We start from the raw sequence: 25,893 nt of genomic DNA on the forward strand, positions 1-25,893 counted from the left end.
GCGCTCAGATGCTGAGCCGCTCGCGGAAGCGCTGGGACTGGCGGCGGGACATCTCCACCTCGCGGCCACCGCGCAGGCGTGCCACCAGGGTGCCGCTCGGGCCGGGCTCCAGGGCCTCGATGAAGTCCAGGTTGATGAGGTGCTGGCGGCTGGCGCGGAAGAAGCGCGCCGGGTCCAGCCGCTCCTCCAGATAGCTCAATGAGCGCAGCAGCAGCGGCTCATGGCCGTCCAGCGTCAGCCGCGCATAGTTGCCCTCGGACGTGATGAGGGGCACCTGCGCGAGCTGCACCAGCCAGCAGCGCTCGCCGTCCTTCACGAACACCCGCTCCAGGGGCGTGCCAGGAGGCGGCGTGGGGCCGGAGGGCGCGGGGGCCACACGGCGGCGCTGACGAACGCGCTCCAGCGCGGTGGCGAGCCGCTCTGGCTCGATGGGCTTGAGCAGGAAGTCGAGCGCGTTCACCTCGAAGGCGCGCACGGCGTGCGCGTCATACGCGGTGGTGAAGACGACGTCGGGAGGCTCCTCCAGCCGCTCGAGCACGTCGAAGCCCGTGCCACCTGGCATCTGGATGTCGAGCAGCAGCAGGTCGGGGGACAGGGCGTCGACCTGTCGGCAGGCCTCGTCCACATGGGTGGCCTCGCCCACGATTTCCACGTCCGGGAAGGCCGCGAGCAGGCGGCGAAGCTCGGCGCGGGCCAGTCTCTCGTCATCGGCGATGAGGGCTCTCATGACAGGGGCAGGGGAATGCGGACACGCGCGGTGGTCAAGGCCGGCAAGGTGCGGTCCAGGTGAAGGGAGGCGTCCGCGCCGCACAGGAGGCGCAGCCGCTCGCTCGCGTTGTGGAGGCCCACGCCGCTGCCGTCCACGGGGCGCGCGGCGGGCGTGGCCGTATTGGAGACCTCGAGCAGCAGCACGCCTTCCTGGATGCGCGCGGACACGGCCACCTCGCCGCCTTCCGGCATCTGCGCCACGCCGTGCTTGATGGCGTTCTCCACCAGCGTCTGCATCAGCATGGCGGGCACGGACATGCCAAGCGTGGCCGGCTCCACGTCCTCGCGCACGCGCAGGCGGCTCTCCAGCCGCACGCCCTCCAGCTCCAGGTAGTCACGGACCACCTGGAGCTCCTGGGCCAGAGGGACGGTCTCCTTCTCGCGGGAGGAGAGCGCGTAGCGCAGCAGCGTGGACAGCCGTGTCACCACTTCCTGGGCGCGGGCCGGGTCCTCGGAGATGAGGGCACGCACGCTGTTGAGGCAGTTGAAGAGGAAGTGTGGCTGGAGCTGTGACTTGAGGAAGCGAAGCTCCGAGGCCTTCGCCGCTGCTTCCAGCTTCCAGCGCTCCACCTCGGCCGTCCGCGCGTGCTCCACCGCGTGAATCGTGAAGTAGAGCAGCAGCCACAGCGACATCAGCACCGTCCAGACGAAGCCGCTGATGAAGAAGGCTGCCAGTGAGGCCTGCGCCAATGTGTAGAGGCGCAGCAGGTACACGCTCAGCCCGAGGAGGGCCACGTTCTGCGCGAGCCCCAGCCCCACGGCGGTGACGAGCACGCGCGGGGCCAGCTGGGCGACAGGCAATCGTGCCCACGCGCGCAGGGGAAGCCAGGTGCGGCCCAGGTGGGTGATGAGGACGCCACAAAGGCAGAACACCCACAAAGGCGCCAGGCCGCCCGGCGTGCGGGCCGGAGCCATCAGCGTCAGCACGGAGTTGATGAGCGCGTAGAGCCCCCATCCTCCGAGCTGGCAGGCCACATAGGCCCAGGTTCGCGTGAGCGAAGGCTTCATCGATGCGGCTCCCACGGCAGGCGGCGCGACTCCAGCACACTCAGGGGTGCGGCTCCACCTGGGCCACGGACGCATGGGCGCCGAGGAAGCCGTCCAGCTCCCGGTAGAAGCCCTCCGGGTCGTCCCACATGATGAAGTGACGGGCGGTGTCGTGCATGACGACGCGCGCGGTGGAGAGCGTGGCGTACTGGCCGTTGTACACGGCCTCGACGGTCTCTCGTGGCAGATGGCCCTTCAAGGCAATCCACGAACCCAGGACCAGCGTGGGCGCGGTGATGCGCGGCAGCAGGGGCCGCAGGTCCGTGGTCATCAGGTCGTACGCCGCCTGGGCGACGGTCTCATTGTCAGACTGTGTTCCCCAGCGGAAGCCGACGTCCTGCCTGGCGCCGTCGGTGATGTAGCGCTGCATCGTCTGCCGCAGCGCCTCGTCGCGTTGGGCGACGGACTGCGTGCGCATCTGCGTGCGCATCTGGTCTGCATAGGGGCGGCTGCTCTCCACGGTGGCGCCGGGATGCATGGCCGCGGGGAGGAAGGGCAGGCTGTCCACCACCACCACGCCGCCGACGCGCTCGGGGACGTCCGCGGCCACCGCGAGCGCCAGCACGCCGCCCAGGCTGTGGCCCACGAGGATGGGCTTCTCGAGACCTTGCTCGCGCAGGTACTCCGCGATGGCGCGGCGCTGGGTCTCGAGGAAGGGCGCCTGGATGGCCGGCTGTCCCGCGAAGCCGGCCAGGGTGAGGACGTGGCTGTCGTACCGGCCGCCGAGGTGCGCGACCGTCTCGCTCCAGACCTCGCCCGACGAGGCGAGACCGGGGATGAACACCACTGGCCGCCCCTTGCCGCTGCGCTCGACATGGAACGGCGCCGGAGCGTTGGAGGTGGAGGTCTCGGAGGACTCCGCGTCAGCGGAAGGTGCTGCTCCGGACGTGGTGGCGCAGCCGGAGAGCAGGGACAGGACGAAGAGCGACGACAGGACGCGGTGACGAAGCATGTGGGACTCCCGGGTCGAAGCAGGTGAGCGACGCGGGAAGGAAGGTACGCCCCGGCGGTGCACGGGCTCTGGATACTCCATGGGCGGTTCAGGTCGGGGATGAGCGGCGTCCGGCTGGGACGACTGGCTTGCGTCTGGACGCTTCGGGCAGGCTGGACGGCATGTCCGCGCCGCCGCTACCCGAGCCACTGCCGTCCGCTGCCCCCATGCCCGAGCAGCCGGGCGCTTCCGCACAGGAGGACACCTCCTTCGCGGAGTACCTGTTGTGCAAGCTGCTGGCCGAGCAAGGCTTCACCCCGAGCACGTTTCCCGAGGCAGCCGAGCTGGAGGCGGCCTCGGACGCGGTGCTCACCTATTCAGACGGGATGGCCGCCATCGCCGTCTGCGTCGTGGACCGCGAGCGGCAGCCTTCGCGTGTCTTCGGCCTGGACACCGCGAGCCTGGAGCGCATCGGCAAGGACTGCCTGCGGTACTCGGGCACGGTGAATGGGGCGAAGCTGCCCGTGGGCATCCAGGTCATCGAAGTCGGTGACGCGCCCCTCTCCGCGGAGGACCGGAAGCGGCTCGATGCCCTTCGTCTGGGGGCATTCAACAAGGTGCACCTGCACGCGATGCACGTGGACACGCGGGCGGGGACGGTGTGGGCCAATACCTGGCGCCGCGCGAAGGTGTCACCGCGCTATGTGCGCCAGCTCCTGTCGGCGCCTCGCCGCCTGGAGGTGCTGGAGGAGCTGGCCGAGCCGCCCCACCGGACACCCCTGCTCACGCCCCTGCTCCTGGTGGCGATGGCGCTGGGCTTCGCGGCGGAGCACTTCCTGGGCGTGGGCGAGGCCGGCGAAGGGCTGCTCGCGCCCGGGGTGCAGACGCTGGTGGCGCTGGGGGGCGTGAATGCGGGCCTCGTGGTGGAGGGAGGCCAGTGGTGGCGCCTGCTGACGGCGCCGCTGCTACATGGTGATGTCTTCCACCTGGCGCTCAATGGCTTGTGCCTGTGGTTCGTGGGGCACTCCCTGGAGCTGCTGTTGGGGCGCGCATGGCTGGGCCTGCTGCTGCTGGTGGGCGCGCTGGGCGGAGGGGCTTTGTCGATGGCCTTCAACGATGCCTCGGTGGTGTCGGTGGGCGCATCCGGGGTGCTCATGGCCCTGCTCGGCGCGATGCTCGCGGTGAGCAGGCGGTTTCCTCCAGGTCAGACGCAGACACAGCTGCGCATGCTCTCGCTCCAGATGCTGGTGCCCTCGCTGATTCCCGTCGCCATGACGCGCATGGGTGGGGCCATTGATTTCGCGGCGCACCTGGGGGGCGCGCTCGCGGGCGGCGCGGTGGGCCTGTGGCTGACACGGGTGTGGCCGCGCAAGGCGCCGGAGCCACCCGCGGCGGCGCCGCTGGGCGTGCTGGGGTGGGTGGCCGTGGCGGCGCTGGTGGTGAGCGTGGGCCTCGCCTGGCAGTACCGGCAGGTCTCCGCGTTGGCGCTGGACCTGATTCCGGAGGAAGCGCTTCCGACCACCCACGCGGAGGGGATGCGACAGGCGACGGACCTGCAGGCGCGCTACCCGAGAGACCCGCGCGCCCACCTCTTCCAGGCCATGGCGCAGGCGGAGGCGGGAAACCTGCCCGCGGCGGAGACAGCGCTGCGCGTGGCACTCGCGGAGAAGGACATCCTGGAGCACTACTTCACGGGGACGCAGCTGCCGCTCATCCTTCACGAGGAGCTGGCGAGCGTGCTGCTGCAGCAGGGACGCGAGGGCGAGGCGAGGACTGTGATTGCGCCCTTCTGCGCGCCTGGAGAGGACGGGCAACTGCCGCGGAGACTTGTCGAGCGGGGGCTGTGCCCGATGACGCCGTGAGGCGTGCTCAGCCTCGTCTCAGGAGCCACGCGCGTGCGGAGCGGTCCAGCGCGGCGACGGCGCGGAGGAAGAGGTCGGGAGACAGCCTGCGGAGGCGCCAGCCCCAGCGGGCGTCCGCCATGGGCACGGTGTAGAGGCTCCGGGCGTCCACCGCCTTCAGCAGCTTGCGCGCGATGACGTCCGGCCCGATCCGGGCGGTGCCCGTCATCCGGACGGCGAGCGTGCGCAGCGACTCATCGGTATAGCGACCCGCGCTGGCGATGTTGGTGCGGAAGAAGCTGGGGCACGCCACGGTGACGCCGATGCCCGAGGCCTTCAGCTCCGCGTGGAGCGTCTCGGAGAGCGCAATCACGCCGGCCTTGGACACGTTATATGCGGCGAGGTCGGGCACGTACACGAGCCCCGCGGCCGAGGCGATGTTCAGGATGTGCCCGGAGCCCTGCTGGCGCAGGCGGGGCACGAAGACATGGCAGCCGTGGATGACGCCCCACAGGTTGATGTCGAGCACGCGCTTCCACTCCGCGAGTGGAAGCGTGCCCACGGCGCCCGCGCTGACGACCCCCGCGTTGTTGACGAGGAGGTCCACGCCGCCGAAGGCCTGCTCGGCGGCATCGGCCAGGGCTTCGACCTGGGCCGCGTCGGTGACGTCGCAGACGTGGACGTGCGCCTCGCCGCCCGCTCGCCTGACGCGCAGCGCCGTGTCTTCGGCGGAGGCGGCATCGATGTCGGCCACGAGCACGCGGGCCTTCCGGAGGCCGAGCTCCTCACACAGCGCGCGTCCCAGACCGCCGCCGGCTCCGGTGACCACGGCTCTCGGATGGGATGGAAGGCTCATGCGCGTCGTCGAAGCTCCTCGCGAACCTCCATGAGGATGCACCCCAGCATGTTCCTTCCACTGCCATCTCCGCCATCACCCTTGCATGTCGCTCGGCTTCCAGTTGTTGCGACACTCCGTGGGTGTTCTGCCGTTCGGCCGGTGGCAGGCAACACCGGGTGCTCCATGACACACCTGACATCCCTGTCCCGAATTCGCGCACGCCGGTGCTCCAGCCGTTCCAGACACCAGGCAGGCGAGCGTCGCGTCAGTGACGACGCGGTCGAATCCGGGTAGAACCGCCGCCGTGAGACGCGCCTGGTGCGGAGCGTTCGCCGCCATCGCGGTGGGCCTCTTTGGATGCAATGACCTGGAAGTCTGTGGCTCGACGGCCAGTGACATCACACGCGACGGCGGCGAGCCCTATCGCTGTATCACGTCCGAGGACTGCCCGCGCACCTCGCGCGTCAACGTCTGCGTCACGGATGTCTCCCCGGCAGAGGTCTGCGTCCGCTGTCAGGACACGAAGTGCGTCACCGTGACGCCGGAGGCTTGCGACTGATGAGGTCCCTGCGGCTCGCGCTCGCCGTGCTGTCCCTGGCCGCCACCGGGTGCCGGGACAAGCCCGCGGACCACCTCCAGCGGGCCCGTGATGCCATCTTCGAGAAGCGCCCCGACGAGGCGCTCGTCGAGTATCGCAAGGCCTTCGATGCGCTTCGCCACGACTCGTCGCCGGAAGCCCTCGTCCTGCGCGCACGCGCCCTCAAGGGGGCCGCGGACGTCTACTGGCTGGAGCAGCGGAAGGTGAAGGAAGCGGTGGGCGTCTACCGCGAGCTCATCCAGCAGTGCCCCGAGTCCCCCGAGGCGCTTGAGGCCCGCATCATCCTCGCGGACCTGCTGCGCGTGCACTACCGCGACCTGCGCGGCGCCATCGACCAGCTCACCGCCGCGCTCAAGCTCAACCCGCCGCAGGGCGCGGAGCTGCACTACCTGGTGACGAAGCTCTACTTCGAGCTGGGCGACTACCAGCAATGCGAGCTGGAGACCCGCCGCGTCATGGAGCGCTTCCCGACCAGCGCGTTCGTGGATGACGCCCTCTACCTCCAGGCCCAGGCCATCGCGATGATGGAGGGCCGCCGCCAGGAGGCCTCGCGCACCTTCGCGGACCTGCGCACCCGCTTCCCGGACTCCGAGCTCGCGCCGCACGCCCTCTTCGAGATGGGCAAGCTGCGCGCCGACGCCGGAGAGAACGAGAAGGCCATCGAGACGTGGGTGGAGGCGCTGAAGACGCACCCCGACCCCGCGCTCGTGCAGGACTACATCGCGCGCGCCCGGCGGCGCATCGCCAACACCACCGCCACGGGCGTGGGGAAGCGCGAAGTCGCTTTCGACCGCGTCCGTCCAGCGCGCACGTCGCTGGAGGCCGTGGGCGGCAGGCCCGAGGAAGCCGCGCACGAGCACGACTGACGCGCCGACCCCCGCCTGGCCTACGCGGGGGTGTCCAGCGTCGCTTCCAGCAGGCGCGCAGGCGCTGAGCCGTCCTCCGACACCGCCAGCAGCAGCACCTGGACGCGGCCCCGCTCCACCCGGGCATCCACGCCGGTAAGCACCACGGTGCCCGCCGGCGCATCCAGGAACAGCGGCGAGCCATCCGGCGCCAGCATGCCCACGACGGAGCCGCCCACGGTCGTCGCCGCGCTTCCAGCGGTGGCCGTGAAGACGAGGCGGCCTTCGGGCAGCGGCGAGGCGGCAGTGAAGGCCAGCCGCATGCCCCCGGCCTGGCCCAGCTCCCAGCGGCGCGTCATGCGCACCACGTCCGGCCCCAGCGCGCCGGCCTCCAGGCCTCGCAGCACGCGTTCGGCGTCCAGGTCCACCAGGGCGTCCGTTCCCCCGTCTCCGCTCCCGCGCTGGAGCAGCCGCAGCAGTCCGCCTGTCTGCGCAGCCCCTGCGATGCAAAGCGGCCCGAGCTCCCGGGAGAGCTGGGTGTACAGCGCCGTGCAGTCCACGGGCCGGGCGTCGCCCGCCAGCGCGCCATCCGCGCCCAGGGGGACCACGGCGCCGCGCCTGCGGCCCTCGGCGCGGCCTGAAGGCAGCATCAGCAGCGCGCCGTGGGGTGCTCCATTGAACGGGCCCGTCCGGCAGGGCACCTCCAGGTCGGGCGTCGACGACTTGAGCGACACGGGCGCCTCGGGCTGGTGGTTGGCGGAGAGCTCCACCCCATGTCCGGGAGCATCTGCCTGGAGGGGGAAGGCGGCCAGGTGCAGCGGCTCATCCGCGACGACGTAGAGCCAGTCGCCCACGCGCACCAGGCCGCTGGCCGTGGCGACATGTGACGGGCGTCCAGGCGCGACGGGCGCCTCCAGGTCGAGGGTGCGCCGCACAGTGAGGTGAATCATGGCCGTGCCTCCCGTGAAGCCGTGGCCTCACGGGCCCCGGCGCTTCAGAGCAGCGTACCGCGCAGGAGCAGGCTGGCGACGGTGAAGTAGATGACGACGCCGCTAACGTCCACCAGTGTGGCAACGAAGGGGGCGGACGCGCTCGCGGGGTCGAAGCCGCAGCGCCGCAGCACCAGGGGCAGCATGGAGCCCGCAAGCGTGCCGAACGTCACCACGCCCAGCACGGACAGGGCGACGGTGATGCCCAGCACGAGCGCGTGTTCGCCATAGACGCCGGAGATGGAGTTCCAGATGAGGATGCGCGCCAGGCCCACCACGCCCAGCACCAGCCCCAGCACCAGGCCGGAGAGCAGCTCGCGGCGGGCCACGCGCCACCAGTCCTTCAGGCGCATCTCCCCCAGCGCGAGCGAGCGGATGATGAGCGTGGACGCCTGGCTGCCGGAGTTGCCACCCGAGGAGATGATGAGCGGCACGAAGAGGCTCAGCACCACGGCGGTGGCGATTTCGTCCTCGAAGCTGCTCATCGCGGTGGCGGTGAGCATCTGTCCCAGGAAGAGCACCAGCAGCCAGCCGATGCGCTTCTTGAGCATGCCGAAGAAGCCGACCTCGAAGTAGGGCGCCTCCAGGGCCTCCATACCGCCGGCCTTCTGGATGTCCTCGGTGGCCTCCTCCTGCACGACGTCGACGATGTCGTCCACCGTCACGATGCCCTTCATCCGCTGCTGGGCGTCGAGCACGGGCAGGGCCATGAAGCCGTGCTCCGTGAAGAGGCGGCTCACGGCCTCCTGGTCGGTGTCCTCGGAGACGGTGATGACGTCGCGCTGCATGACGTCCGCCACCCGCTTGTCACTGGCGGCCTGGAACAGCTGGCGCAGGGACAGCACGCCTTGCAGGTGCTGCTCGGCGTCGAGCACGTAGGCGTAATAGACGGTCTCCACCCGCTCGCGGGCCTGCTTGCGCAGGTAGCCGATGGCCTCGTCGATGGTCATGTCCGGCCGCACGCGGGCGAAGCGCGGGTTCATCAGACCGCCGGCGTCGTCCTCCGCGTAGGCCAGCAGCACATTGACCTCGCGCCGGCTGGCATCGTCGAGCTGCGACAGGATGGAGTCCGCCTGTTCGGGCTCCACGGCCTGGACCAGGTCGGCGAGGTCGTCCGGGGGCAGCAGCCGGACCCAGGTCCGCCGCTCGGCGGGGTGCAGGTGGAGGATGAGCTCCGCCTGCTCACGTGCCGACAGGGCCAGGAAGAAGTCGTCCGCCACCGAGGCGGGGAGCAGCCGGAAGCCCTCCAGCCGCTCGTCGATGGAGAGCACGGGCCAGGCCTCGTGCAGTTCCTCCATGGAGAGCGGAGCGCTCTGGGGGCTTTCCATCATGAGGGCTCACCTCCGGGCGTGTCGGGTGGAGCGCGTGGTGCCGCGACGCGCCGGCCTCTCTACACCCACGGAGCGGGCATCGCGAGAGGCAGGCAGGCGACATTTCGCGCTTTTCTTCCGTGTGTGCCCCAACGGTCCCCTTATTTCAACGACGACGCGCCTCGTTCGTAGACCCGGGTGCCGTTGATGCCGAGCCCCACGTCCGCCTCCCAATAGAAGCCGGGGGAGATGGTGCGCAGCCCGGAGGCCAGGTCCACGTTGCCGGGGAGCAGCTCCAGGCCCAGGGGGCCCGGCGCCTGGGGCACCACGGGCACCGCAGCGGCTCGGGACTGGCGCCACTGGAGGAAGGGCAGGGCGAAGCCGGGGCGGAGGGGCGCGCTCACCAGCTCGATAGGCGAATCCACCATCAAGGTGCCCCGCTCGGTCAATACGCCGTTCTCCGCCGCCCACCGGTAGAGCGTCTGTCCGGGCTGGGGCAGGAAGGCGTTGTCCACGCGCGTCCAGACCGCGCCGTCCTCGATGCCCGCCGGCACGCCCGGCAATGACTGGCACGGTGCCTCCGAGGTGACGAAGCCCCCAGTCGGGCCCACCTGGAAGGCGCACGCGCGGCTGTTCGGCTCCGGCGTCATCTGGACGACCAGGGCCGTGTCGGGACCCGCGCGCACGAGCAGGCCCAGCACCAGGTCCACCCCGAAGGGCAGCTGATTGACGAAGCCCCAGGGTGTCGGCGCGGCGCCGGTGACCACGCCCTCCGGCGTGAAGGTGAAGCGGTGCAGGTGCTGCGAGTCGAGCACCCACAGCTCGTCCTCGGTGGCGAGCCGGCTCTGGATGACCGTCACCGTGTCGCGTTGACCGAGCAGGAGCGAGCCGGTGAGCTCGAGCGCCGAGCCGGTGTCGACGAAGCGGCGCACCCGGTCCCCGCCCACCACCCAGACGACGTTGCCCGCGACCGCCACGTCCAGTGGACCGAGGGTGTCGCCGAGCCGGGTCGTGTCTCCACCTGAGCCGTGTATCGCCACACCGTCACAGAGCCAGGTGCCGTGCGTGGTGCGGTCCAGCTGGGTGCAGCGGGGCAGCGCGAGTCCGGTCGGGCCACCTCCGGTCCACGCGCCTGTCACATAGGCACCGAACTGCTGGAGGCTTCCCACGGGGGAGAAGGCGACACGGACGTGATACCGGCCGGTCGTCGTTGGCGTGAACCGGACGGAGGCGGATTGCCCGTTCTCGGAGAGGGTGGCCTCGGAGGCGATGACGAGGTTGTGAGGGTCGAACACCTCCGAAGCGACGCTGTCGGGGAGCTGGGGGATGTCGGTGCCTTCGCACGAGAGGCGCAGGCTGGGTTGGACCCGGAGGTCCGCGGAGTGCCCCAGGGAGAGCAGGGGCACCCCTTGCCCCACGCCTCCAGGCAGCGGTGGGATGCCGCAGTCATCCGCGTCGCTCGCACAGCCGGAGAAGGAGAGCGCCGCGGACACCGCGAGCAGGCAGGGGACGGTCTTCATCGCGAGGGGGGCCGCCCGGGTGACCTCGGCCAGGGGGAGGCGGCACATGCTCCAGGCGCTTTCTACCCCATTCACAGGCAGGGGCGCTGGTGGGCGTCGCCGCGGTGTCAGGTCTCGCGTTTCCCGCGCGTCCTATTTCACAGAAAGGAGCGGTGACATGACGACGATGAACCTGACGAGCCCGATGAATCCCGACACCTTGAACGACACTGTCATCGGCATCGGCGTGCTCTCGCCCGTCGCCCTGGCCCCCGCTCCCGTGCTGCCCCGCCTACCCGTTGGCGGTCGTAGGCCCGGACTCTGACGCCGCACGCCCGTCCATCGACGTGGCGTGGCAGGCCAGAGGCCGGGCTCCCCAGCGGGAACCCGGCCTTTGCCGTTTCAGGGCCGGTGCAGCACGCGCGGTTGTGGCCGAGAGGTAAGGCCCCTGGTCGCCATCCAGGTGAATGCGGGTTCGAATCCCGTCGACCGCTTTTCGGCAATCACCCTTGCCGTCATCGAAGCACGCCGCGGTAGCCCAACTGGTAGAGGCGCTGCACTCAGAATGCAGAGGGTGCGGGTTCGAATCCCGCCCGCGGCATGGTTGTTTTCGGGACGTAGCTCAGCCTGGACAAGAGCGCGCGCTTGGGGTGCGCGAGGTCGCTGGTTCAAATCCAGTCGTCCCGACTCCGGCTATCCAGCCATTGGTGTACAGAGCTCCACGAGCACTCCGTTGAGGTCTCTCACGTAGGCCACCGTCTGCCCCCAGGGCTTCTGCTTGGGCGCTTGCGTGGCCTGGGCGCCCGCATCCACCGCACGCGCATACGCGCCGGCCACGTCGGGCGTGACGAGCGCCACCTCCACGGCGGAGGCCTCGTCGTTCGGACGGAGATGCCGTATCGAGAACCCGTGCTCCTTCGCGGCTCCTTCCTCGACGAAGGCGAGCGCGGTGGTGCCTGTCTCCATCTCCGCGTAGGTGCCGGTCTCGTGGACGAAGCGCCGCGCCAGGCCAAAGGCCTTCTCGTAGAAGGCGACGGTGGCGCTCACGTCCCGCACGTAGAAGATGATGTAGCCGAGCTTCATGGTGGCTCCTGTCAGTCAGGTGAAGGACTGCGGGGACCGTCGTCCCATGGGGCCCGGGCGCCTGTCTTGAAGGAATCGGACGTGGCTCAGCCCAGGAGTGCGGTGGGCGACACGCCGGCCAGCTCCCGGACTTCACGTGACAGATGGGCCTGGTCGGCATACCCGCAATCGAGCGCCAGGGTGCTCAGGGCCACGTCACCGCCAGCGCGCAGGCACGACACCGCTCGCTGGAAGCGCAGCACCCGGGCCAGCAGCTTCGGAGGGACGCCCGCGGCATCCAGGATGTCCCGATGCAGGGTGCGCTCGCTCACGCCGAGCGACCGTGCCAGCTCGGCCATCCGCACCTGTCCCGCCGAAGCATGAAGCCGACTCAGGGCCAGGACAGTACGGGCGTTGGCGCCTTCCCGGAACGCGGCCCATCTTCGGGCAATGGTGTGCTGGAGCAGGGCCATGGCGTGCCTCGCGGAGTCACAGGCCGCCATCCGCTCCTGAAGCTCGGCGAGGGCGGGGGCACAGTCCATGACGGAGACGTTGTGCCCGCAGAGCTCACGGGGGCTGACGCCCAGCAGCGCTTGCGCCCACCCCGGCCTGAGCCGGACACCCAGGCTCACCGCGCCGGGGGCGAGGTCGACGAGGATGAAGCGCTTCATGGGGCCGACGACGGCCAGCCGTGGAGCGCTGAGCCACACGGGACCCGGGGACTGCTGGAAGTCGAAGATGAGGTCCGTGCAGCCATCCGGCAGCACGCGGTGCTGCCGAGGCAGCGGGGCGCTGAGTGCCGGGCGGTGGGGCACCCAGAACTGCCAGAACGCGTCCACCGCGTCCGCCAGCGGGCCGGGTGGTGTCCACTGCGTGTAGCCCTGCGGTTGAACGTCCTCCGTCATCACACCACTGCTCCCGCAACGTGCGCTCCCTGTCGGGCACTGGGGCTCAACCGGGTCATCCGGGATGGCGCCTTCGACGATGCGCCCGATAGACAAGCTGCGCCTGATTCTGGACCTGGATGAGACGCGGGTCCACGCCAGTGATGCTCCGCTGGCGCGGAAGCAGGCAAGGACGCTGGAGAAGCGGAACGGGCGCAGTCAGGCGCTGTGCCCTGGCGCGTCGTTCTCCGGGTTCGCTCCGGGATGCGATTGGATCGCAGCACGGCCGTCTACCGTGTGAACAGGGTTCGATTCCCTGTCGGAGCGCTCACCCGAGGTGGCGCCCATGAACACCGTCCCCACCGAGTCCGAGCCCGAAGACCTCTTCGACGGCATCGCTTCTTTCTGACAGCGCGGACTCCATGTCCGCTGTCCCACGTTGTTCCCGGTCCTGTAGCTCAGTGGATGAGAGCACTCGGTTGCGAACCGAGAGGCCGCAGGTTCGACTCCTGCCAGGACCACTTCCCTCAACCCCGCGCAGCGTCTCGGGAATCTCCCTGGAGGCGTCTGCGCGTTGAGCCACCTCCTCCGAGTTCCGCACCACCGGCGCACCATGCGGGCCGCCCACGGCCAGCGGGAGCACCTGCGCAAGAGGCTCCTCGGTCGGCTGGAAGCTCAGTTGCGCCAGGCCCGCGCGCATGTCGTCCACATCGAGGTGGCCATAGACGCCGGCCGTGATCGTGGGCGAGGAGTGCCCGAGGATGCGCTGCACCACCGCCAGCGGCACCCGCGCCTTGAGCAGCAGGGTTGCCGTGGTGTGGCGCAGGTCGTGGAAGCGGATGGCGCGCGGCTTGGGCGAGGGCCACAGCATGAAGCCGCAGCCCGCCTTGGAGCAGCGGCGCACCTCGGATGAGGTCGCGTGCTCGACGCGTCCACAGCGGCGGCACTTGTGGGCCCACCCATCGACAAGCTGGGCGCGGCTCATCGCGGACCGGAGCAGCGGGGCAAGGTCCACGTTCAGGGAGTGCATCGAGCCATCCGGACGAGGGAACACCAGCCCCGAGGGGCTCTCCCGCATCGCCTGGGCGAGGTAGGGCCGCAGTTCGTGGTGGATGGGGACGAGTCGGGCCCGCCCGCCCTTCGTGGTGCCCGCCTTCCAACTCCTCGTGACGAGGATTTCCCCCTGCTCAAGGTCCACGTCCACCTTCTGGAGAGCCACCAGTTCGCCGCGCCGCATCCCGGTATAGACGGCAGTGGCGAACAGGCACCGCCACTCAGGGGGCACCTGGGCGAGTACCGGCCCCACCTCCTCGGCCTTGAGGTAGGACGGGGCGCGCTTGGGCACCTTGCGCCGAGGGACGGCATCCACGGGGCTGGCGCCCTTCCAGAGCCCGCGCTGGATGGCTTTAGAGAAGACGGTCTGCGCGAAGCCGCGCAGGTTGTTGACCGACTTGGGCGACAGGTCGGCGGCTGCGGAGAGCGCCTCATCAATGCGAGCCGTGGTCACCTCGGGGAGCGCCAACGCGCCCAGGCGGGGCCGAAGGTGCTTCTCGGCCGCGAGCCGGTCCCCCTGGGAGCGAAGCTGCCCGGCGAAGTTCTGCGCGTACCAGTCGAGCAGTTCCCCGAAGGTGAGGGAGACGGGGACCTCGATGGGCTCCAGCCCGAGGCGCTGGAACTCGGCCTTGCGCTCCAACTCGCGTGCGAGTTCCTGGGCTGCGAGCTTCGTGGCGCAGTTGGTTCGACGCTGCACCCACCGGCCCGCCCCGTTTTTCCACTTCACCACCCAGGAACCATCGCGCTTGAAGATGCTGGCCATGGTCAAACCCCCTTGAGGCGAATCCGCTTCGAGCCGAAGCGGGCGAACACTTCCAGATTGCCCCCGAGCGCCTCGACGTAGCGCCGGAGCGTGGAAACCCGGTGGCCCGTCCGGCGCTCCGCCTTGGAAAGCTCGGACTGGTCCATTCCGGCTGCGGCGGCCAGCTCAACCTGAGTGAGGCCACGGAGCCGCCGGAGATCGGCAAGCGTGAGCACTTCCGGAGCGGTGCGCTTGGAGCGCGGGCGAGGTGAAGTCCCCATGGACACGAACATGCACTTAACCTCCTAGCGGCGCAACAGGGTGACGGACCCACGGGGAACTCGGTGGCGCTCAAGGAACGTGCGGATTTCCTCGGGCCGGAACCGGAGCGCCGCGCCGATGCGCACGCAGGGAAGCCGTCCCGCTTCGGCCTCCTTGTAGACCCACGAGGTGGACATGGAGAGGAAGCGGGCAACGTCCTGCACCCGCCAGAGCGGTTCGGGGTGGCTGCTCATGGCTCCTGCTCCGTAGCCGTGCCCGGGGCGAGGGTGCACCCGCGCCCTTCCCACTTGAGTTCGCCCCGTTCTTCCATCGCGTTGATGGCCCGGAAAGCAACCTGCCGTCTCCCACCCACCATCTTGGCCAACTGCGCTTTGTTGAGAGGGGTAGTCGCGGAGGCGAGCACCCGCCGTACCTGTTGCTCCTTGTCCTGCGCGGCTGTCTCGGTCACGTCCTCGATGGTCACAGTGCCATCGGCAAGGGAGAGCGTGAACTGGTGGCGCTGCGCTGTTTCCCCATCACGCCCCTTCGCCACCTGCGCCACGAAGGAGACAAGCCCCGAGTGACGTGGCGTGTCCTCTCGCGTGAGGTTCACCTGCATGTCCGCCCACCCCGACAGCACAGTGCTTCCCCTTGCCGCGTGGATGGGTGGCCCCTCGCCGCGCTCGCCCGCCTTCGAGGTGTGGTGCACCAGCACGATGAGCGCACGCGGGTTGATGGTGGCGAGAGACTGGATGTGCTCCTTCGCCTGGTTCACGGCTTCGGTGTCATTCTCATTCCCGAGAAACATCGAGGAGAACGGGTCGAGAACCAGGACAGGCGCCTCGTGGGCGCACAGGTGCGTGGCGATTTGCTCGCGTATCGCAGCGTCCTCAAGCCGCACCCCCTTACGGTGGGCGATGTGCACGAGGGCATCCGGGAGGAAGCAAAGGGCCGTGAAGCGGTCGAACATGCTGCGCGGCCGCCCCTCCTCGAACACTAAGAAGGAGTGCCGCCCAACTTCCGCCGCCTTCTTGGCGATGACGAGCGCGAGGTACGTCTTGCCCACTCCTGGCGCGGCCACGATGAGGAGGTTGCCGGAGTCTGGAACCACCTCCTCAATGAGCCAGGAGAGGGGCGGCAGATCCCTGGTGCGAGCAAGGAAGTCCGCGAGAGGCTCGAAGAGGGGCGGAACGGTTCCGACGGTTCCCGGCGGTTCCGGGAACCGGTTCCCAGTTCCCGCCCCTATAGGCGGAACCGGAACCGACTTGCGGCGATGAGTCATGGCTGCGAGCACTTCCTCATCCGGGCGGCCGGAGGCATCGTCTCCGCTCATCGCTCGCCCTCCTGGCGGGACGAGAAGTCCACCCGCTCGACCGTGACTCCTACAGGGAGCGCCTCGCGAACCTGGAGTGCGTAGCGGTCTCCTGCTTCGTCTCCATCGGTTGCGACCCAGCAGGGAACTCGTGTGGGCCAAGCCGAGAGGGAACGGAAGGCGTTCACGCTCCCAGCCACCATGCCGAGCACTGCCCAGCGCCGCCCGTAACGGCAGGCGACTTGCGCGAGTTTGATCGTGTCCGTGAGCCCCTCGGTCACCACCACGGCTTCGAGCGCAGCCAGAGTCTCCGCGCCCCGCACTGCCCGGAGGAACTCCCGGCCCCGGCCATCGGCAAAGAGCGTTCCCGCGTAGGAGAACCCTCGCGGGTTGCGCGTCTTGTCCTTCGCCGGAAGGCCCGCCCGGATGGCGCGTGCCTGGATTGAGGCCACGTTTCCATCAGGCTCGAAGGCGAGGAGCGCGAGCCGGTACACCTCCGGTGGGTAAGGCCACCACGTCGGGTATGGGTAGCGCTCGGGCGGCGGAAGGATGCGCGCAAGCTCGCGGGTCTCCGGCATGGTGAGCCATCCCATGTCGAAGCCGCGCGTCGAGAGGTAGACGCGGACCGCTCCGGTCCAAGATGGGTCAAGGCCGGAGGGGACCGCATCCAGCGGAAAGCTCGCGCGCCAGAGGGATTCAAGCTCGGCTTTCGGGGGGCGCAGGGCGCGTGATGGCGCCATGGGCTGCATACGCAAGGGCGACGCGAGAGAAACCGCCAGGCCATCCGCCAACGCTGCGCGCACCGGCGTCCAGTCCCTCGGCCTGGGGTTCTGAGCGATGACCCATGCGGCGAGCGTCACAGCGTCGCCGTGAGCGTCGCACTCGTGGCAGCGCCAGCCGCGCCCATCCGGCGTGAGGCCGACGGCACCGCGTTTGTCACGGCGTGAAGGGTGACGGTTCGCCGCCCCGCAGGCGGGACACGGCCTGATGAATGCCCCGCGTGGCCCACGCCTGCCAACTTCCAGGCCGAGCCCACGCGCGACTGCTTCAACGCCCCGCTCTCGCACCTCGGAGAACCAGTTTGGGAGGGCGAGGCTCACGAACGGCCTCCCCGCGCGCGCGACTCGCCGATGAGCATCGCGATATCGCCCGCGCGCCATGCGGTGATGCGAGGCCCGAGTTTGACCGGTTGAGGGAAACGACCCGAGCGAACCCCCGCCCACCATGTGGAACGGCTGACGGGGATGAGCTTGAGGATCGCCGGGAGCCTGAGAAGACCGGGAAGTGTTTCTGCGTCCGACACCGATTGCCTCCGTGCTGTGAAAAGCAGGGCAATCGTGAGTCGTCCGGCCTGTTGATTACGTGGGGACGGCTGGCGGATTCGTGGAGGGGTTGTCCCCCCTCAATTCATTGGTCAGTTGGTCAGCGCCCCCGAGTTGTTCGGCCCGAGGATGCGCTTGCCTTCGCTCGCTCCAGTGCCTTCTTCCATTTTTCAAGGCGCTGCTCCCAGGCGGAGTCTCGGGCATCCGGGGCATGCGGCAACTGGCTGCCGTGCGCTACCTCCAAGAGTGCCGCGATGGTCTTCGTGATGGACCATCCTTCTTTTGAAGACACTGTGACGAGGTAGCGGGCAATTGCCGTTGTCTCCTTCGCATTGCTTCCCGTGATTTCACCTCTCGGCCTGATTCGGTTGGCCTCCTTCAGAAGTTCGTCTCCCTCACGGAGCCAAGGCTCCAGCCGTTCAAGCAAGGCGCGCACTGCGGCAGGCCCCACAGGCGCATTCTCCAGTTCCTCCCACGAATCTTCGAGCTGCTCACGCAGGGACGCTGGATACGGCCCGGTTCCTTCGCTCTCGATGGCCCGCGACGCCTTGACGGTGTTCTTGAGGGCGCGCAGTTCGGGCCCGAGCGCTTTCAAGCTCTCCCAGAGAGCCACAGTCTCGCGTAGGCGCGTTGGGCGATGGACCTTCCGCCGGAGTTCTCGCAGTACCGCCGCGCATCGTGCATCGCCGAGGCGGCGCTTGCATTCGGCCAGCGCCGCTTCTGCGCTCGCCCATGGTGGAGTCTTTCGCTTCTTCCTTCCCATGTACGCCCCGGGTACTCCCCAGAAGATGGAAGGGGCGTGGACTGCCACGTCTGGGGACCGTGGCCGACTGGCCAAGCGTGCCCACGCGGCGCTCTTCTATCGCGACTGGCCGCTGTCAGCCGATGCCCAGACCGGAGGCTTTCCCGCTGGGCGAGGCAGCAACAGCCGGATAACCACCGCTACGCCCTGGGGGGAACTGGCCTCGAACTCACTGAGCCAACGCTCCGCCGAGGTCATGTCGTCGTCCTCATACAGTTCCACCACGGCCAGGGAGGGCGCATCCCGGCTTGCGCGACGCTCCAGGGCTTCGATTCGGGAACGCAGCTTTACCGCGCGCACGCCAGTCCTCCCGCGCGGGGAGAGCCCTCGTTCCTGGCTGCGGCTTCGAGCTTGGCGAGGCGTTCCTCCAACTCGGTGCCCTGGATGATGCCGGCGAGTACCGAGTACCCGTAGATGAGCGCCCGTGCCTTGCTGGCCTCCATGGTTCCGTCTTCCAGCGCGCGGAGGCAGTCGGCGAGCCCGGTCTTGATGTTCCCGAGGCTCGCCAGCCGTCGCCGACGCTGCCGGGGGGAGGGGGGTGGGGGCGTATCCAGGTTTTCACTCATGATTACGGCTCCTTACGTCCCTCCGGCACTGCACCGAAGGGCCGATTCCAGCCCCCAACCGAGGGCTTAGGGCCCCTGGGTGGCTCGACGCTGGCCTGCTCACTTGCTGGTGTTCTCCTCATCAGAATCCGGGAACAGCTCACGGAGTGGCACCTTGAACGCCACGGACGCGGCTACCAGCGTGGCCACCGTGACGTTTGCGCCCCCCTGCTCCATCTTGATGATGTGCTTCGGGTGAACGCCGATCGCTTCGGCGGCCTGCTCCTGAGTGAGGCCCCGCTCAAGCCGGAGCTGCCGGAGCCGTTCTCCGAGGCGCCGTAGCTCTCGCTTGATGGCGCGGGCTGTCGGGCCTCGCGTCCAGACCTCGGAACGACCGCGCTTGGTGGGAGTCTTCCCTGTGGGCACGGCGCCGGCTTATCCAAGGTCGTTCTTGAGCTACACAGTTCATGAACTACATGGCTCATGGTACCTTCGATCGGAGGTAGCTCTTGAGCTACCAGCGCAGCAGGCGCCAACCGACGAAAAGGACGGCCTACATGACCGAAGAGAACGGATTCAGCACTGCCCCACTGGTGGTTAGCGTCGACTTGGAACTTGCCACCGTGACGGGAGCTACGCGGGGGGCTCAACTCCTCGCGGATCTCATGGCCAACAAGGCGCTAGACGGCGCACACGAGAGAGAGGCTCCCTCGGGCATCTTCTCCATCCTGGCCCTGGTAACGGAACGTCTTGGGCAACTGCGGCGCGTGATTCGCAACGAGGAGAGCCCCGCCCATTTGTGGGCCCCGCACAACGCGGTGGAGGACCCAACGACAAGCGGCGAGTGCTCCGGGGACATCGTCCTGTTCGCCTCGGGCCCTCTACGGCTTCCCCTGGTCATGTGGAGTGCCCAGGGAGGCGAAGCCCAAGAGGAAGCCAAGGAGAGCGCGCGCAAGGGGCGCAAGGGCACGAGCAAGCGGGCGCGCGGACCCGCTCCCGAGTCCTCCGAGGTCTCCCAGAGTGAGAGCCCGAGGGAATCCGCGCCGTCTGCTCCCGCGTCCTCTGACTCGACTTTCGCCCTTTTGGGGCGAGGGAGCGCGCGCGGAGGTCTACGCCGCGCGCCCTTGGGAGGGCGTGGCACGGGAGGCAGCGCGTAAGTTGGCGCGAAGTCGACGCGGCGAGTGCCAGCGGGTACGGGCCAGGGTGGATTGAGCCAGGCGCAAGACATCCTCGAAGCTGACAGTGGTCTTGGTGGTGTACCAGGGCCGCAGAGGTAGCTTCAGCTGCTGCCAACTGGTGGCCAGTTCCATGTACCAGAGGACGAGCAGGGTGTAGCTCAAGCCTGCGAAGGGCGCGGTGCGCAGCACGGCCAGGCGGCGGCGGGCTCGCGAGTCGGCGAAGCCGAGCAGCTGCTTCAAGTCCCGGAAGAGCACTTCAATGCTCCACCTGAAAGCATACCTTTCCACCACCTGGAGGGCGGTGAGGGAGGCGTCGGTGCAGAAAAAGACTCGCAGGGGCCGGCTGCCGCCCGTCATCCGTACGATGACGATTTTGAGCATCCGCGCTCCGGCCGCGCTCTTCCACCGAGCCACCAATTCCTTGCAGTCCACCTGTCGCGACTGGCCGTAGAGAAAGGCCGTCATCCGCTGCCAAGGCAGCGCGCCATCTCGTGCGAGGGCCTCGGGCTTGGGCACCGGCACGTCTCGCGTCAGCCACCGGCCCGTCTTCGGCGAGCGGCAGCGCTGCGTGCGCGGGCGAGTCAGCACGGCGTCTGGGCGCATGGCGCCGACGAAGATGAGTCGTTGCGGCAAGCCCTCGAGCACGGTGCTGCATGAGTAGGCCTCGTCAGCGGCGAGTTCCAGGCAACCGGTGGGCAGCCAGGCGAGGACACGCTCCACCAGCTCTCGGCCCAACTGCGTCTTCTTCCGGTGCCGCAGGCCCTTCTTCTGGCACTCGGCCTGGGTGCGGTAGAGCCGGAAGAGGACGGGCAGCGCCCAGGGGCGCGAAGCAAAGGGGACGTGCACCAGCACCGCGAGCGTCACCCAGACGTGGCCGAAGCAGAAGACATGCACGGCCCGGCTGGAGCGCACCGCATCCAGGTGGCTGCCCAGGCCGAAAACCTTCGGCCCTTTGTGGCTGCACAGGGTGTCGTCGAGGACCAGCCGCACGGGCCCCAGGGCCGCCAGCTTCAGAAGTAGCAGTCGGCCTACCTCGTCCGCACTCCAGCGAGCCCGCGAGAAGAAGCGATGGAAGGCCGCATGGTGCTGCACGCCCGCGACGCCCGAGGCCACCAGCGCCCCGGTGACCGCGTGCGTGCCGCCACAGCTCACCCAGCCGGCGAACAGGACCAGGAAGCGCAGGAACGAGGGCTCAGTAAATGCCGGCCGAACCAGCTGCAAGACTTGCAACAGTGCATACAACTGGGAGGCGGCCATCGGGAGACCTCGAAGGTGCTGGAGGAGGCGTGTCTTGCCGGACACCTCACTCAGCTGGCCTCGATGGCCGCTCTTCTCCTACCCTCAGCCCGTCCTACCCTCGCCCCCTTGCTTGGGCCACACAGCCCAAAAGGGCGAAAGTCGAGTCTGACCCGGAGCATCAGAACGGGTGACGAGGGGTCGATGAGCACAGATGCTCCATCGGTCTCTGCTTCAAGAGCCTGGGGGCTCCGGAAGCCATGGGTAGCCCAACCATGTCCCGGAGCGTAGCCTATTAGGGGCCGGCGAGCTTGGAGGCTCGCCAAAGCGGCTAAGTACGCTAGGGCACGCCGATGGCTCCCTCCGACGGGATAGGCGACAAGCCCAATACCGGAGGAGGGCTTTATCCGTCCGCCACGTTGCACTGCAACATCCGCTCCCAGTTCTGGCGCCCCCTCCTGCCTGATGCTAAGCAGCCCTACAGAGGTGGACATGGCACTTTTTACTAGCCTAGGCCTGAAAAACTACCGCGGATTCCGAAACCTTTCGGTGCCCGATCTGACGCGCATCAATCTGTTCGTTGGGACAAATAACTCCGGCAAAACTTCTTTTCTCGAAGCGGTCGAGCTACTAGCGGCAAGTCCCAACCTGATGGCGATCAGCCGCAGTGCAAACAGGCGCGGCGAGTACATTCTGCAGCAAGGTGAGGAACGTTCATCGCCTGAAGTTGACATCAGCCATCTGTTCCATGGCCACACGTTCACTGAAGGCTCAGCGTTCGCCCTATCCGGTGAGCGCGACACACGAGTCACCTTCGAATGCGCGGTAGTTGCAACTTCACTTGGAGAGCGGTCGTCTCAACAGGCCCTCCCCCTTCCGGAGACGCTTGAATCGACCCCATCGGAAGATCTAGCACTCCTCCTCACGTTTGATGGCAGGCAAGAGATCCTGCCGCTGACTCCATCTGGAGGCCTGCCTCGTGCGCCGTCTGTCTACCGTCGCGCAGTAGGCCAACCTTCACCGGAGCAAACTACTCCCCCAACGCCTGTAACCTTCCTCACAACGGAATCTCTTGAAGCATTTCGACTTGCCAAACTTTGGGATTCAATTGTCCTTACTCAAGACGAAGAGAAAGTAATCAGCGCTCTGCGAATTATCGAACCATCTGTCGAGCGAATCGCATTTCTTACGGGCGACACGCCTCGATACGCATCGTTAGGAGCCATTGTAATCAAGCTGGCAGGACTCGCTGAACGAGTTCCACTTGGCAGCATGGGCGATGGAATCCGTCGGCTTCTTGCCTTGACGATGGCACTCGCTCGCTCTGAGCGCGGCTATTTTCTTATCGATGAGATCGACACGGGTCTTCACCACTCCGTGATGCTTGAAATGTGGCGTCTCGTTATCGGCATGGCTTCCACTCTTGATATTCAGGTCTTTGCAACGACCCACAGCCTTGACTGCGTTAGAAGTCTTGCATGGCTTGTCTCGGAAGAGCCGGATCTTTGCTCTGACTTGGTCAGTCTGCATCGGCTCTCCAGAGGAGGCGACACAACGGTTCGATACTCAGCACAAGAGTTAACGATTGCCGCCCATCAGCACATCGAGGTCCGCTAGATGCGTGATTCTGCACATCGCCTATTCGTTGAGGGTACTGACGACCAATGGACGATCATCAATCTCACCAAGCGCCACGGCATAGACTGGGACGACAAGAAGGGGCCGAAGGAACTCCCTTTGGTACAGAACACGGGCGGAATCGATCAATTGCTCGAAACCGCTCCGGTGGCCATCAAGTCTTATGCCCGCGTTGGTGTTGTGCTTGATGCCGACTCCAGTCTTCAAGGCCGGTGGTCGGAGATGTCGAAGAAAATATCGAGCATAGGGATCAGTCTTCCCAAGGAACCCGAACCGAACGGCACGATTATGCCTGGCATCCTCCCTGACTCTTTATTTGGGATTTGGGTGATGCCCGACAACCGTGGAGCAGGTATTCTTGAGGATTTCCTCTCGCGCCTTGTGCCAACTGGAGATCAGTGCTGGAATTTTTCTATTGGGGCAACGGACCAAGCTAGACTTCACGGAGCTTCTTTCAAGGACACTGCCCTTGTGAAGGCCCGCATACACGCGTGGTTGGCTTGGCAAGAGGCACCCGGGCGGCCGCTAGGTGCTGCAATCGATGCCGCTTACTTCAATCACAATGGCCCTGAGGCACAGGCATTCGTTGGGTGGTTCCGCCGGCTATTTCTGAAAGCTGGGAATTGAGCTTGGACCGTCTATAGAACCGGGAACCACCGGCAACGCGTCAGCGACGCCCTCGGGCGATGAGCGTCTCCAGCGACGCGGCCGGGATGCGGATGGACCGCCCAACCCACACCCGCTCCAGTTCCCCGCGTTCGAGGAGCACGTAGACGGTGGCCCGGCACACGACCAACTCCTCCGCCACCTCACGCACCGTGAGCAGCGGCAGGGCCACCAGACGTACCATGTTCCGCACCACTGGCGCACCACGGCGAGTCGAAACCGTGGAAACGGTGCCAACTGGCGCCGCCCCCGCGCCCTGGGAAGCCTCAGTCCTTTCCGCAGGTTGCGCGCCAGTGCCAGGGCCTGCGATCCCCTGCCAACCGGCCCCACCCCGGCTCCTCCACCGTCGCGGCAAAGGCGGGGCTCTCCTCTTCCAGCCCCGGCTCCGCCCCTGCTTGAGAGAACGAGCAGCGGCATCTGGTCCACGGACTGCTCGTGCTTCGTCTGCCGCCGGGCCAGCAACCCGTTGAGGATGGGGACCAGGAACTGGCTCACCGCGAGCGCGATGAGGGCGGTCTCAATCGAGGGGGGATGCAGGGCGAAAAGGGGCGGTGTTCCCCGGAAGCCAGGGACGGGTAGAGTCCCGGGCATGAGCCCGAACGACGCCACCGCCGAAGCACTAATTGGGTCCGAGTGGACCGAGAACAGCGCTGCCACCGGAGAGGGCACCGCCGGCCAGACCATCTGGAAGGTGGTTGCCTCCACCGGGGCCACTGTCGACATTCCGGAAAAGGACAGAATCCTCACCGTCAAGCTTATGGCTGACGGCCGCGCCCCCCGGGTCGTCACGATGCGTGACTTGAGGGCCAAGTATGCGCCTTTCAAGGATAAGGACGACGCCGAGAGCTGACCTCGGTGGTGCAGGCGCAGGGCGTAGTCAGCGCCCGCCTCGCCGGGAGGTCCGCGCCGTCGGGGGCGGCAGGGGGCACTCGAAGCGGACTGGGCGCCCATCCTCAAGGACGCACGTCACCCAACACAACCTTCGAGCGGGCCGCCGGCGATGACGTCGAGGCAGCCGTGGATGAGGCCGAGCACGCCCACCGTACAGGAGTCGTCAGCCTCACGCGCGACCTGGACTAAGGGCAGGGCGAGAGGAGCGGCGTTCCCCGAAAGACAGGGATGGGTAGAGTCCCGGGCATGAGTTCACTCAACGAAGCCACGCAGCTGTACGTCGGGTCCCGATGGGTCGAGAATTCCGCTCCTGCGGGCGGTCCCTGGACGGTGACGGACATCGACTTGAAGGGCGTCGATGTGCCCGGCAAGGGAAGAGTCCACCACCTCACGCTCGCGCGCGGACCGGACGAGTCCCGCCGAATCACCACGGCCACCCTGATGGCCAGCTACACGCAGGCGCCAGAAGACGCGAAGGCGTGACACGGCGCCGAATCCCCTTGCCAACGGCAATGCCAATCGTAAGGAGCCAGTGCCAATAGGAAGGATGAGGGCACTGTTGCGGGCGGGGATCGGCCCGGGGCACTGCGGGGGAAGAGGGCTGCTGGAGGGGGCCTTCAAGCCGATGCGCCTTTCCGGTGGATCGACCATGCAGCCCCCTTCAGGCACACCCCTGCCAACGCTGTGCTCCCGAGAGGGCTCGGCCGCTGGCTGGCGTGCCTTGGCTACGGCTGGAGTGCGTTCACCCCCACCACGCGTTCTGGGGCGGCCCTCGCGCAGGGGCCAGGTGCGCACTCGCCGTGGGCAACCCCAGGTGCTCCACAATCGCGCTCACCCATCCTGCTCCCTTCACGTACGCCAAGACCCTTAGTGTTGCTGAGCACGGTGGTTGAGGGAGTGCGGCTGGTCGGGCAGCGCCGCCTCCTGACGGGGTTGCTGCGCCGCGTCCACAGGCGCGGCAGACTCCCCCTCCGCGCCAATACCCCTGAATGGAATCAGTCGGGATGGCTTTGCGGCGTTTACGACCTACACCGCCCTCTCCTGCCTCAGCGTCTCCCGTGCCTCCCGTTCGCGTTTGAGGGCGGTCATCCGTCGCCACAGATCTTCAAGGCGGAAGTCCGGAGTTACCGGCTCGTAGCTAGCGAGGAAAAGCTTGTAGTGTGTGTCAAGCTGCGCGGCCATGTGGTCATCCAGTTGTCTCCACCCGTCGCGCTGCTTGCGTATCGACGCGCGAAGGCGGCTCACCTCGTCTTCGCTCATCGGTAAGGACGATTTGGCATCACGATCGATCTCTCGTAGCCGATCCTCCGCACTTTCCCACATGAGCTGCACCTCCCAATGTGAGTCGCCGCACCTGCGCAACGCATAGAGGCTATTGGACTCAACTGGGGGCCAGTCGAAGACGCGGTACTCGTATAGCAGCGCCATCTCGACGAAATCGAACTCCCACGTGTCGGCAAACACGTCTTGGCGCTTGTGGATCGTCATGCGCCGGAGGTCCATCGCGCGCTGGAATCTCTTGGTGCGCATAGCGCGCCAAGCCCACCAGACCGCCCACAGCGCAGCGAACCCAAGTGTGATTTCCACGCCTGCTCCCTCCGCCTTTCGTCGCGCGCAGATTTCCAGCGCTGTCGA

The 25,893-nt window shown here is 67.7% G+C and carries 28 protein-coding genes, 4 tRNA genes and 1 pseudogene; 12 read left to right on the top strand and 21 right to left on the bottom strand.

Features of this window, described 5'->3' with window-relative positions; all coding sequences use genetic code 11:
• Positions 1–4 precede the first annotated feature (4 nt).
• The 3 genes from VZL07_RS16280 to VZL07_RS16290 are packed head-to-tail and all read right to left on the bottom strand — an operon-like array spanning position 5 to position 2,767.
• Positions 5–727 carry a LytR/AlgR family response regulator transcription factor gene (locus VZL07_RS16280; RefSeq protein WP_426756458.1) on the bottom strand — a complete coding sequence of 241 codons (723 nt, stop codon included), beginning with the start codon at positions 725–727 and terminating at the stop codon, positions 5–7.
• Complete coding sequence (locus VZL07_RS16285) at positions 724–1,776, bottom strand: sensor histidine kinase (protein WP_426756459.1); 1,053 nt, start codon at positions 1,774–1,776, stop codon at positions 724–726. Before VZL07_RS16285 ends, VZL07_RS16280 begins: the two co-directional genes overlap by 4 nt.
• 40 nt (positions 1,777–1,816) lie before the next feature.
• The gene (locus VZL07_RS16290) at positions 1,817–2,767 is read right to left on the bottom strand and encodes an alpha/beta fold hydrolase (RefSeq protein WP_426756460.1); all 951 of its coding nucleotides are present in this window, start codon (positions 2,765–2,767) and stop codon (positions 1,817–1,819) included.
• 128 nt (positions 2,768–2,895) lie between these two features.
• Between VZL07_RS16290 and VZL07_RS16295 the strand changes: the two genes are divergently transcribed.
• Complete coding sequence (locus VZL07_RS16295; RefSeq protein ID WP_426756461.1) at positions 2,896–4,608, top strand: rhomboid family intramembrane serine protease; 1,713 nt, start codon at positions 2,896–2,898, stop codon at positions 4,606–4,608.
• Between the two features lie 7 nt (positions 4,609–4,615).
• Here VZL07_RS16295 and VZL07_RS16300 read toward each other — a convergent pair whose 3' ends face one another.
• Entirely contained in the window at positions 4,616–5,443 is an 828-nt protein-coding gene (locus tag VZL07_RS16300) for an SDR family NAD(P)-dependent oxidoreductase (protein WP_426756462.1), read from the bottom strand.
• Positions 5,444–5,693: 250 nt separating this feature from the next.
• On the opposite strand from VZL07_RS16300, the gene VZL07_RS16305 reads away from it, so the two are divergent.
• Entirely contained in the window at positions 5,694–5,984 is a 291-nt protein-coding gene (locus tag VZL07_RS16305) for a hypothetical protein (protein WP_426756463.1), read from the top strand.
• Entirely contained in the window at positions 5,984–6,889 is a 906-nt protein-coding gene (locus tag VZL07_RS16310; RefSeq protein WP_426756464.1) for a tetratricopeptide repeat protein, read from the top strand. Before VZL07_RS16305 ends, VZL07_RS16310 begins: the two co-directional genes overlap by 1 nt.
• Positions 6,890–6,909: 20 nt before the next feature.
• On the opposite strand, the gene VZL07_RS16315 is transcribed toward VZL07_RS16310, so the two are convergent.
• The 3 genes from VZL07_RS16315 to VZL07_RS16325 form a co-directional block, all read right to left on the bottom strand.
• Complete coding sequence (locus VZL07_RS16315; protein ID WP_426756465.1) at positions 6,910–7,818, bottom strand: DUF6929 family protein; 909 nt, start codon at positions 7,816–7,818, stop codon at positions 6,910–6,912.
• A 44-nt stretch (positions 7,819–7,862) separates the two neighbouring features.
• Positions 7,863–9,188 carry a magnesium transporter gene (mgtE, locus tag VZL07_RS16320; protein ID WP_426756466.1) on the bottom strand — a complete coding sequence of 442 codons (1,326 nt, stop codon included), beginning with the start codon at positions 9,186–9,188 and terminating at the stop codon, positions 7,863–7,865.
• 140 nt (positions 9,189–9,328) lie between these two features.
• Positions 9,329–10,687 (bottom strand): hypothetical protein, encoded by a 1,359-nt coding sequence (locus VZL07_RS16325; protein ID WP_426756467.1) that lies wholly within the window; start codon positions 10,685–10,687, stop codon positions 9,329–9,331.
• A 157-nt stretch (positions 10,688–10,844) separates the two neighbouring features.
• Here VZL07_RS16325 and VZL07_RS16330 point away from each other — a divergent pair, with 157 nt between their 5' ends.
• The 4 genes from VZL07_RS16330 to VZL07_RS16345 all read left to right on the top strand — a co-directional run bounded on the left by VZL07_RS16330 (position 10,845) and on the right by VZL07_RS16345 (position 11,353).
• The gene (locus tag VZL07_RS16330) at positions 10,845–10,991 is read left to right on the top strand and encodes a hypothetical protein (protein ID WP_426756468.1); all 147 of its coding nucleotides are present in this window, start codon (positions 10,845–10,847) and stop codon (positions 10,989–10,991) included.
• 97 nt (positions 10,992–11,088) lie between these two features.
• Positions 11,089–11,160: transfer RNA gene (locus tag VZL07_RS16335), tRNA-Gly, on the top strand.
• 33 nt (positions 11,161–11,193) lie between these two features.
• Positions 11,194–11,267: transfer RNA gene (locus VZL07_RS16340), tRNA-Leu, on the top strand.
• A gap of 10 nt (positions 11,268–11,277) precedes the next feature.
• Positions 11,278–11,353: transfer RNA gene (locus VZL07_RS16345), tRNA-Pro, on the top strand.
• Positions 11,354–11,359: 6 nt separating this feature from the next.
• Here VZL07_RS16345 and VZL07_RS16350 read toward each other — a convergent pair.
• Entirely contained in the window at positions 11,360–11,749 is a 390-nt protein-coding gene (locus VZL07_RS16350; protein ID WP_426756469.1) for a VOC family protein, read from the bottom strand.
• Positions 11,750–11,835: 86 nt separating this feature from the next.
• On the bottom strand, positions 11,836–12,633 hold the full coding sequence (locus tag VZL07_RS16355; RefSeq protein WP_426756470.1) for a DUF6597 domain-containing transcriptional factor: 798 nt from the start codon (positions 12,631–12,633) through the stop codon (positions 11,836–11,838).
• Between the two features lie 426 nt (positions 12,634–13,059).
• On the opposite strand from VZL07_RS16355, the gene VZL07_RS16360 reads away from it, so the two are divergent.
• A tRNA-Arg gene (locus VZL07_RS16360) sits at positions 13,060–13,133 on the top strand.
• 200 nt (positions 13,134–13,333) lie between these two features.
• On the opposite strand, the pseudogene VZL07_RS16365 reads toward VZL07_RS16360, so the two are convergent.
• The 10 genes and pseudogenes from VZL07_RS16365 to VZL07_RS16410 all read right to left on the bottom strand — a co-directional run.
• A pseudogene (locus VZL07_RS16365) lies at positions 13,334–14,428 on the bottom strand (tyrosine-type recombinase/integrase); the annotation flags it as partial.
• A 2-nt stretch (positions 14,429–14,430) separates the two neighbouring features.
• A complete protein-coding gene (locus tag VZL07_RS16370) occupies positions 14,431–14,700 on the bottom strand; it encodes a helix-turn-helix domain-containing protein (RefSeq protein ID WP_426756471.1) in 270 nt (89 codons plus the stop codon).
• A gap of 12 nt (positions 14,701–14,712) precedes the next feature.
• Positions 14,713–14,922 (bottom strand): helix-turn-helix domain-containing protein, encoded by a 210-nt coding sequence (locus tag VZL07_RS16375; protein ID WP_426756472.1) that lies wholly within the window; start codon positions 14,920–14,922, stop codon positions 14,713–14,715.
• A complete protein-coding gene (locus VZL07_RS16380) occupies positions 14,919–16,001 on the bottom strand; it encodes an AAA family ATPase (RefSeq protein WP_426756473.1) in 1,083 nt (360 codons plus the stop codon). Before VZL07_RS16380 ends, VZL07_RS16375 begins: the two co-directional genes overlap by 4 nt.
• On the bottom strand, positions 15,998–16,558 hold the full coding sequence (locus VZL07_RS16385; protein WP_426756474.1) for a toprim domain-containing protein: 561 nt from the start codon (positions 16,556–16,558) through the stop codon (positions 15,998–16,000). The genes VZL07_RS16380 and VZL07_RS16385 overlap by 4 nt, the downstream gene beginning before the upstream one ends.
• A 518-nt stretch (positions 16,559–17,076) precedes the next feature.
• Positions 17,077–17,283: a helix-turn-helix transcriptional regulator gene (locus VZL07_RS16390; protein ID WP_095956843.1), complete on the bottom strand. Its 207-nt coding sequence runs from the start codon at positions 17,281–17,283 to the stop codon at positions 17,077–17,079.
• Between the two features lie 119 nt (positions 17,284–17,402).
• Positions 17,403–18,065 (bottom strand): hypothetical protein, encoded by a 663-nt coding sequence (locus VZL07_RS16395; protein ID WP_426756475.1) that lies wholly within the window; start codon positions 18,063–18,065, stop codon positions 17,403–17,405.
• Positions 18,066–18,391: 326 nt separating this feature from the next.
• Positions 18,392–18,670, bottom strand: a complete 279-nt coding sequence (locus VZL07_RS16400) for a hypothetical protein (protein ID WP_426756476.1) — start codon at positions 18,668–18,670, stop codon at positions 18,392–18,394.
• Between the two features lie 99 nt (positions 18,671–18,769).
• Positions 18,770–19,075, bottom strand: coding sequence for a helix-turn-helix domain-containing protein (locus tag VZL07_RS16405; protein ID WP_426756477.1), 306 nt, complete (start codon positions 19,073–19,075; stop codon positions 18,770–18,772).
• 683 nt (positions 19,076–19,758) lie between these two features.
• On the bottom strand, positions 19,759–21,084 hold the full coding sequence (locus VZL07_RS16410; RefSeq protein ID WP_426749769.1) for an IS701 family transposase: 1,326 nt from the start codon (positions 21,082–21,084) through the stop codon (positions 19,759–19,761).
• Positions 21,085–21,555: 471 nt separating this feature from the next.
• Between VZL07_RS16410 and VZL07_RS16415 the strand changes: the two genes are divergently transcribed.
• Positions 21,556–22,680, top strand: a complete 1,125-nt coding sequence (locus VZL07_RS16415; RefSeq protein ID WP_426756478.1) for an AAA family ATPase — start codon at positions 21,556–21,558, stop codon at positions 22,678–22,680.
• Entirely contained in the window at positions 22,681–23,328 is a 648-nt protein-coding gene (locus VZL07_RS16420) for a DUF3226 domain-containing protein (RefSeq protein WP_426756479.1), read from the top strand.
• A gap of 40 nt (positions 23,329–23,368) precedes the next feature.
• On the opposite strand, the gene VZL07_RS16425 is transcribed toward VZL07_RS16420, so the two are convergent.
• On the bottom strand, positions 23,369–23,551 hold the full coding sequence (locus VZL07_RS16425; RefSeq protein ID WP_426756480.1) for a helix-turn-helix domain-containing protein: 183 nt from the start codon (positions 23,549–23,551) through the stop codon (positions 23,369–23,371).
• Positions 23,552–23,956: 405 nt separating this feature from the next.
• On the opposite strand from VZL07_RS16425, the gene VZL07_RS16430 reads away from it, so the two are divergent.
• Entirely contained in the window at positions 23,957–24,217 is a 261-nt protein-coding gene (locus VZL07_RS16430) for a hypothetical protein (RefSeq protein ID WP_426756481.1), read from the top strand.
• 287 nt (positions 24,218–24,504) lie between these two features.
• Positions 24,505–24,741 (top strand): hypothetical protein, encoded by a 237-nt coding sequence (locus tag VZL07_RS16435; protein ID WP_426756482.1) that lies wholly within the window; start codon positions 24,505–24,507, stop codon positions 24,739–24,741.
• A 543-nt stretch (positions 24,742–25,284) separates the two neighbouring features.
• Here VZL07_RS16435 and VZL07_RS16440 read toward each other — a convergent pair.
• Positions 25,285–25,845: a hypothetical protein gene (locus VZL07_RS16440; protein ID WP_426756483.1), complete on the bottom strand. Its 561-nt coding sequence runs from the start codon at positions 25,843–25,845 to the stop codon at positions 25,285–25,287.
• Between the last annotated feature and the right edge of the window lie 48 nt (positions 25,846–25,893).

Source organism: Pseudomyxococcus flavus (assembly GCF_050038885.1).
Classification (GTDB): domain Bacteria; phylum Myxococcota; class Myxococcia; order Myxococcales; family Myxococcaceae; genus Myxococcus; species Myxococcus flavus.

Coding starts and splice junctions, on each gene's coding strand:
- VZL07_RS16355 (WP_426756470.1), bottom strand. CDS start 12,633: ATGACGGAGGACGTTCAACCGCAGGGCTACACGCAGTGGACACCACCC.
- VZL07_RS16310 (WP_426756464.1), top strand. CDS start 5,984: ATGAGGTCCCTGCGGCTCGCGCTCGCCGTGCTGTCCCTGGCCGCCACC.
- VZL07_RS16300 (WP_426756462.1), bottom strand. CDS start 5,443: ATGAGCCTTCCATCCCATCCGAGAGCCGTGGTCACCGGAGCCGGCGGC.
- VZL07_RS16350 (WP_426756469.1), bottom strand. CDS start 11,749: ATGAAGCTCGGCTACATCATCTTCTACGTGCGGGACGTGAGCGCCACC.
- VZL07_RS16385 (WP_426756474.1), bottom strand. CDS start 16,558: ATGCCGGAGACCCGCGAGCTTGCGCGCATCCTTCCGCCGCCCGAGCGC.
- VZL07_RS16315 (WP_426756465.1), bottom strand. CDS start 7,818: ATGATTCACCTCACTGTGCGGCGCACCCTCGACCTGGAGGCGCCCGTC.
- VZL07_RS16425 (WP_426756480.1), bottom strand. CDS start 23,551: ATGGTACGTCTGGTGGCCCTGCCGCTGCTCACGGTGCGTGAGGTGGCG.
- mgtE (WP_426756466.1), bottom strand. CDS start 9,188: ATGATGGAAAGCCCCCAGAGCGCTCCGCTCTCCATGGAGGAACTGCAC.
- VZL07_RS16285 (WP_426756459.1), bottom strand. CDS start 1,776: ATGAAGCCTTCGCTCACGCGAACCTGGGCCTATGTGGCCTGCCAGCTC.
- VZL07_RS16400 (WP_426756476.1), bottom strand. CDS start 18,670: ATGAGTGAAAACCTGGATACGCCCCCACCCCCCTCCCCCCGGCAGCGT.
- VZL07_RS16415 (WP_426756478.1), top strand. CDS start 21,556: ATGGCACTTTTTACTAGCCTAGGCCTGAAAAACTACCGCGGATTCCGA.
- VZL07_RS16290 (WP_426756460.1), bottom strand. CDS start 2,767: ATGCTTCGTCACCGCGTCCTGTCGTCGCTCTTCGTCCTGTCCCTGCTC.
- VZL07_RS16430 (WP_426756481.1), top strand. CDS start 23,957: ATGAGCCCGAACGACGCCACCGCCGAAGCACTAATTGGGTCCGAGTGG.
- VZL07_RS16330 (WP_426756468.1), top strand. CDS start 10,845: ATGACGACGATGAACCTGACGAGCCCGATGAATCCCGACACCTTGAAC.
- VZL07_RS16420 (WP_426756479.1), top strand. CDS start 22,681: ATGCGTGATTCTGCACATCGCCTATTCGTTGAGGGTACTGACGACCAA.
- VZL07_RS16325 (WP_426756467.1), bottom strand. CDS start 10,687: ATGAAGACCGTCCCCTGCCTGCTCGCGGTGTCCGCGGCGCTCTCCTTC.
- VZL07_RS16380 (WP_426756473.1), bottom strand. CDS start 16,001: ATGAGCGGAGACGATGCCTCCGGCCGCCCGGATGAGGAAGTGCTCGCA.
- VZL07_RS16395 (WP_426756475.1), bottom strand. CDS start 18,065: ATGGGAAGGAAGAAGCGAAAGACTCCACCATGGGCGAGCGCAGAAGCG.
- VZL07_RS16370 (WP_426756471.1), bottom strand. CDS start 14,700: ATGTTCGTGTCCATGGGGACTTCACCTCGCCCGCGCTCCAAGCGCACC.
- VZL07_RS16410 (WP_426749769.1), bottom strand. CDS start 21,084: ATGGCCGCCTCCCAGTTGTATGCACTGTTGCAAGTCTTGCAGCTGGTT.
- VZL07_RS16280 (WP_426756458.1), bottom strand. CDS start 727: ATGAGAGCCCTCATCGCCGATGACGAGAGACTGGCCCGCGCCGAGCTT.
- VZL07_RS16435 (WP_426756482.1), top strand. CDS start 24,505: ATGAGTTCACTCAACGAAGCCACGCAGCTGTACGTCGGGTCCCGATGG.
- VZL07_RS16375 (WP_426756472.1), bottom strand. CDS start 14,922: ATGAGCAGCCACCCCGAACCGCTCTGGCGGGTGCAGGACGTTGCCCGC.